This is a genomic window from Mycobacterium sp. (assembly GCF_049278535.1).
Lineage (GTDB): Bacteria > Actinomycetota > Actinomycetes > Mycobacteriales > Mycobacteriaceae > Mycobacterium.
This window is the reverse complement of sequence record NZ_JBAPMI010000015.1, coordinates 1-5,632: the sequence shown is the minus strand read 5'-3', so window position 1 is coordinate 5,632 and position 5,632 is coordinate 1. Positions and strand designations below refer to the sequence as shown.

Below are 5,632 nucleotides of genomic sequence, written 5' to 3'. Positions count from 1 at the left end.
GCCTAACACCCACCCAACTCCTGTGGCCCGCACACCCACCGGTGTGCGGGCCACAGGAGCGGAGCGGAACCACGTTGCCGCACAACAGCTTCACACAGCTGCCTTCCCAATTCGACGGCCCACATCCGCGAGCACATCAAAGAGCCTGTCCGCGGCGTGTTCGACGGCGAACAACTCTGCGTAGTGACGCGCGGCCGCGGCACCCCGCAAGGTCGCGGTAAGCGGATCTGCCAGCTCATCGAATGCGGCAGTCAGCCCCTTGACGTCATCGACCCCGACCGGGGGAACGACCGGTGGCTGGTATTCGGGCAACCCGCCAACCGGTGACACGATCGGCATGACGCCCAGATGCATCGACAGCATCTGCACGCCACTTTGCGATGCGCCGCGGTAGTGCGCAATCGAACCCTTCGCAGCGGCCAAGGTGTTGACGACATCCGCGTAGCGGTAACTGCCGGGGCGCCAACGGACGTAGGCCGGAAGGGTCCGGATGACAAGCGGTCCGTTGCCGATCAGCAGCAGTTCGTCGCCGCGCCAGCTGTCTCCGTCCACATGCCGCTGCCAGGCCTCGAGAACGACGTCGATATTTTTTTGCGAACCGAGTTGGCCGGCCACCACGAAATCGTGTCGCTCTTCGGGACCCACGAACGGAGGAACCAGCGCGGGGTCCAGGTCGCTGCAGAGCGGCAACACATTCACCGGAGTTCCGACCACGTCGCGCCGGACGGCGACCGCGATCGCGGCATAGTTGCTGTAGGTCACGGTGGCCGCCGAATGGGATCCCCAACGGTCAAGCATGGCGCGCGCGAACGCTCGTCGCCGCTCAGTACCGTCGTCGCGCCGCTCGTCGTGTACCAATTGGATTCGTGGTGTCCGCCCGGCCAGCGCGATCCAGCGCGGATCGCGAACCTGCTCGGCGATCACGACGTCGGGCTGATGTTCACGGATGCGGCGCCAAGCCGCCAGCCAGGACGACACCGTGCGGAACCGAAGATCGAGCACCATCTCGTAGTCACGTGGCGCATCTGACTCCGGATGTCGATCGGTGGTCACCAACAACACATCGATACCTCGCGCACGGAGTGCTTCGGCCTGCACGCGCGCCAGCGGACGCATCAGCGGTGAAAGCCAAACCACCCGAGGTGTATTCGCGCCAGGATCGCAAACGCGCGAGATGCCGTCACCGATCATCGCCGTCACCGTGCCATGCCTTCGCGAGCGGGCGAAGCCGCCGCGATCACCATCGCGCGCAACCGCTCTGTCAGAGTTCGATTCATCGCTAGTTCGCCCCATTACCGTTGCATACCAACGCTATCGGGCTTTGCAATGAGCGCGGAAAGATTAGTTGGCCGTCCCACCCGCCAATGTAGCCGAGTTGATCGGTCAATTCGGCCTCCGCATCGTACGACAGCGCCAAGACCACGTCTGGACGATCGTCGCCGACCCGCTTTGGGTCGTGTATCGGGATTCGCGTACCCGGCGTAAAGCAGCCATGTCTATACGGATTACGGTCTACGACGTACTCGACAAGATCGCTACGAATTCCACAGTAGTTGAGCAGGGTGGTAGCGGTACCCGACGATACATAGCCGACAACACGCTTGCCGTCGGTGCGGCACTGGAGCAAGAACCGTAAAATGTTGTGCCGCAATGCGTCGACGCGCGGGCGCAACTGCAGATAACCTTCCACTCGGTGCAATCCCGCGGCCTTCTCGAGCCGCAAAACCTCCATGACCCGGTCGGAGGGTGGCGCGGCGATTCGCGCCGGACGCGCCCAGATTCGAAGTGAACCTCCGCGAGTTGACAGGAGCTCGGCGTCGACGACGGACAGTCCGGCGGTGGCCAGCGCCCGTGTCGCCGAGAGCAGAGTGTAGTACTGAACGTGTTGGTGGTCGACAACGTCAACCTGATTGTCACGTACCAGTTTCAGCGCATGATGCACCTCGATGCTCAGCCATCCGTCGTCGGCGAGCAGTGTGCGTAGGGATCGCGTCAATGCCCGCAGATCCGGTACGCGCGCGTAGATGTTGTTCGCGACCACCAAATCCGCCGGGCCGTATTCGCCACGTACCCTGCGCGCCAACGACTCGTCCAAAACTTCTGGGACCGTTGGCACACCGCGCTCGCGGGCGATGACGCCGACACTCACCGACGGTTCAATTCCAAGGCAGGGTATTCCCGCCGCGGCAGCGTGTTGGAGTAAGTAGCCGTCATTACTGTCGACCTCGACCATGAATGAGTCACCCGAGAGCCCGAGTCGCTTGACGGTATCGCCGACGAACTTCTTCGCATGCTGTACCCAGGTGTCCGAAAACGAGGAGAAGTAGGCGTGCTCGGTGAATGCTCCATCCGTCCAGACAAGGGCCGGTATCTGGAGCAACAGGCAGTCGTCGCACAGCCTCATGTGCAGCGGGAAAGTCGGCTCGGCCAAATCGAGTTCGCCGGGAGTGAGAAAACTGTCGCAGCGAGGGGTTGCACCGAGATCCAAAACGCTCCGCATTCGGTTCGAATCACAGAGCCGGCAATGCAACTGAGCCACCGCCGTTGGAGCGCTTTTCTTGGCGCCGCGCCTCACGTCACACCGAGTGGAGGAGGCCCGGACCGCGGCGGGGGCACACCGCGGCCCGGGCGATTGAGGGAGGCCCATTGCACCTCACGAATCAAGCGATTAGCCGCATCGGATGCAGCGCAGCCACTGTCGGCCAGTTGACGGGAGCTGTCTCCGGCGTCGACGTGGCCACCGGCAGCGAAATCACGCCAAGTCATTCACTTTGCCCCGTCATGCCGGCCTCGTCTCGCGCTGGTGCGCCGCCGGCCGTCGGTAGAGGGACGTGAGCATGCGACGGCTGGTGGCCGCCCGGGCACTTAGCGCCCCGACGGCGTCGTCCGCGTCTTCATTTCGCCCGGACGGCAACTTGCCGACCGTCGCCGCCACGTTGCTGACCGATGCCAGCAACGGCCAGTTGGCGTCTCGTTCGGAAATGACGCTGACCGCCAGTGGCCATTCGATCCCGAATTCCGGGTCGTTCCAGCGGAATCCCTGTTCCTCGGCGGTTTCATAGACGTCGCTGACTTGATAGAGGACCTCAGTGTTGTCGGCAAGGGTTTGAAAACCGTGAGCGACGTAGGGCGGCAGGAACAGCGCCCGCCGATTGTCGGCGCTCATCTGAACCATTACGTGCTTGCCATAGCTAGACGACTCCGGACGCAGGTCGACGGCCACCCCGACGATCGCGCCCCGGGTGCAACGGACCAGCGTCGCCACCGCATTCGGAGCAACCTGGCGGTGGATGCCGCGCAAAGTCCCTCTGGCGTAGTTATAGGCAACGCTCGTCTGGGCGACGTTGAAAGGCATTCCGCATTGGGCGAATTCATCGGCGCAGAACAAATTCGAGAAGAATCCCCGATCATCGCGGTCCGGATCGATGTCAATGATCGTGACTTCGGCAACGTCGGTAGGCATGTACTTCACTCGAACCCTCCTTCGGGGAAGATGCCGTCGTCGAAAAGCGTTGGGAGACGTCGGCAAACCATGTCGTCTCCACTACCGCTGATCAGCACTCGCATCGTGATTTTCCTTCGTTGTCCCGGTATCGGCCTGCGCTAGTTGACCGAGTAGTCGGATCCGGATTCCAGCACGGACTTATCGACCGTGAAGGCTTCGGCATAGCGAGCGCGACACTGCACTCCGCGGACGCGCATCAACCCGAGAATTGCGTCATCGTCAGACCCTCCGCGTCCGGACCGCGATGGATAACACTGCGCGAGCAACCTCGCCTTCTCGTGCGCCGTGTCAGTGGGAACTGGCAAGTACAAGGACGGATAGGGCAAGTCCGACTCCCAGGTGAGGATCTCGTAGCCGAGTACCGGGTGGTCCCGAAATTGAGTGGGGATCAACTCAGCCAGCAACTGATGGTCTTGGTCGTGATCGCTGGCGTGCGGACCGAACAACATGTCCGGCTCGCAGTCCTTCCGAAACTCGGCCAGCAGCCTTTTCAGCCGCCCCCGGTGGTCCGCAAGCCGACCGCTGGGCAGATCGGCGACGGTCAATCGGATGTCCGCAGAGGGGCATAACGCTGCGAACGCGTTCTTCTCTTCTACTTCCCGCTCCGTCCCGCCGCCGGTCAACACCAACGCATGAACGACAAGATCGGGTTGGTGGCGCGCGATTTCGATCAACGTGGCACCCGCGCCGGTGGCGATGTCGTCGCAGCGGGCGCCAATGACAGCGACGGAGCGCAGGCTCACCGGCGTGAGGGCCATCATGTCGCAAATCCCCTCGGTCCGGAGTCGCACACCATCGGCCAATATGCCTGCGCAGTCGCTGGCCACCGCGTAGAAGTCGACCCGAGACCGCGCACTACGCCTCCTGTCGCCAACACGCCGCCGGCCCTCATACGGGTCAAACCGTATATCAGCATGTTTGGGAGTATACATACTTTCTGAATGTTGTTAAGCATCAAACTAGACTGACGGTATCGTCGCATCGTTAACCAGCCCGCCGTCTCAACCGGTGTAGACCGGTCGTTGCACTACGGCGGTGCGGAAGTAGTAGCGGGCGGTCACGGGGGAACTTTCGCCCGCCCGACCCGCAGAATTCGCCGGCCGAGCGCCAAAAGGGGCGCCCTGGCCGGACGGCAAGACCGGCGAAGTCGCGCCCGGCGCACTCGTAGCGGGCAACGCCGAGGCAACCTGGCTGAATGCTGGCGCTGCGGAGGTCCAACCCTGGGGCACTGACAACGCTCCAAGCGACGCCGCACGGCCCGCGGTCGCGGATACGGTGGCGCCGCCGAGGCTTGGCGAGCTCACTGCACCTGCTCCTGATCCGACGCCCGTGCTCAGAGCGGATCCGTACACCGGCAAGCTGGTGGCAATTGTTGCGGTCGCCGGGCCAAACGAATTCATCGACGGGCTCGCCGAGCCGAGCATCGACACACTCGAGGTAACCATCGATGCGGATGAGGCAGCGCCGGAGGCCAGGCTCGTCCCCGACGTCGTAGCAGTCGATGACGTCACAGCGGTCGATGACGTCATGGTCGTCAACGACGACAGCGGCGATGACGACGACGTGGACGACACCATCGTGGATGCCAGGCCCTGCAAGGCACTGGGCATTGCCGCGGAGGTCAGCGGTGACACCGTCTCGAGGCCCGTGCCGGCCGAGGTGCCGGCGGCTTGTGTCACCGCGGCGGCCAAGCCGACCACCCCGGACGAGTTGGTGGTCTGCGGCGGCGGCGGGGGGGGCGTCAAGATCGATGCGACCGACGACGCGGCGGCGTAGCCATACATCGCCGCGGCATCCTGCGCCCACATCTCGACGTATTCGGCCTCGGTGGCCATGATCGCCGGGGTGTTTTGACCGAAGAAATTGGTCGCGACCAGCATCAGCAGCAAGGCGCGGTTAGCCGCAATTACCGGCGGCGGGACCGTCATGACGAATGCCGCCTCGTACGCGGCGACGGCCGCCTTGGCCTGACCGGCGGTCAGCTGCGCTTGCGCGGCGGTGGCGGTGATCCAGGAGACGTACGTGGCGGCAGCGCTGGCCATCGACGAGAACGAGGGACCCAGCCACGATGGAGCCAGGTCTGACAGCGTGGCGCCGTAACCAACCGCCGCCAGGTACAGGTCGTCC

At 63.7% G+C, this 5,632-nt stretch carries 5 protein-coding genes; all 5 read right to left on the bottom strand.

Annotated elements, in window-relative coordinates; genetic code table 11:
* Nucleotides 1-90: 90 nt before the first annotated feature.
* Nucleotides 91-1,137, bottom strand: a complete 1,047-nt coding sequence (locus WAO18_RS00850; protein ID WP_422203077.1) for a glycosyltransferase — start codon at nucleotides 1,135-1,137, stop codon at nucleotides 91-93.
* A gap of 142 nt (nucleotides 1,138-1,279) precedes the next feature.
* On the bottom strand, nucleotides 1,280-2,530 hold the full coding sequence (locus WAO18_RS00845; RefSeq protein ID WP_422203080.1) for a class I SAM-dependent methyltransferase: 1,251 nt from the start codon (nucleotides 2,528-2,530) through the stop codon (nucleotides 1,280-1,282).
* A 249-nt stretch (nucleotides 2,531-2,779) separates the two neighbouring features.
* On the bottom strand, nucleotides 2,780-3,463 hold the full coding sequence (gene rfbC, locus WAO18_RS00840) for a dTDP-4-dehydrorhamnose 3,5-epimerase (RefSeq protein WP_422203078.1): 684 nt from the start codon (nucleotides 3,461-3,463) through the stop codon (nucleotides 2,780-2,782).
* Between the two features lie 140 nt (nucleotides 3,464-3,603).
* A complete protein-coding gene (locus WAO18_RS00835) occupies nucleotides 3,604-4,266 on the bottom strand; it encodes a PIG-L deacetylase family protein (RefSeq protein WP_422203076.1) in 663 nt (220 codons plus the stop codon).
* Between the two features lie 240 nt (nucleotides 4,267-4,506).
* Nucleotides 4,507-5,632, bottom strand: a 1,126-nt coding sequence (locus WAO18_RS00830) for a PPE family protein (RefSeq protein ID WP_422203075.1), incomplete at its 5' end; no start/stop codon positions are given.

Coding starts and splice junctions, on each gene's coding strand:
- WAO18_RS00835 (WP_422203076.1), bottom strand. CDS start 4,266: ATGATGGCCCTCACGCCGGTGAGCCTGCGCTCCGTCGCTGTCATTGGC.
- rfbC (WP_422203078.1), bottom strand. CDS start 3,463: ATGCCTACCGACGTTGCCGAAGTCACGATCATTGACATCGATCCGGAC.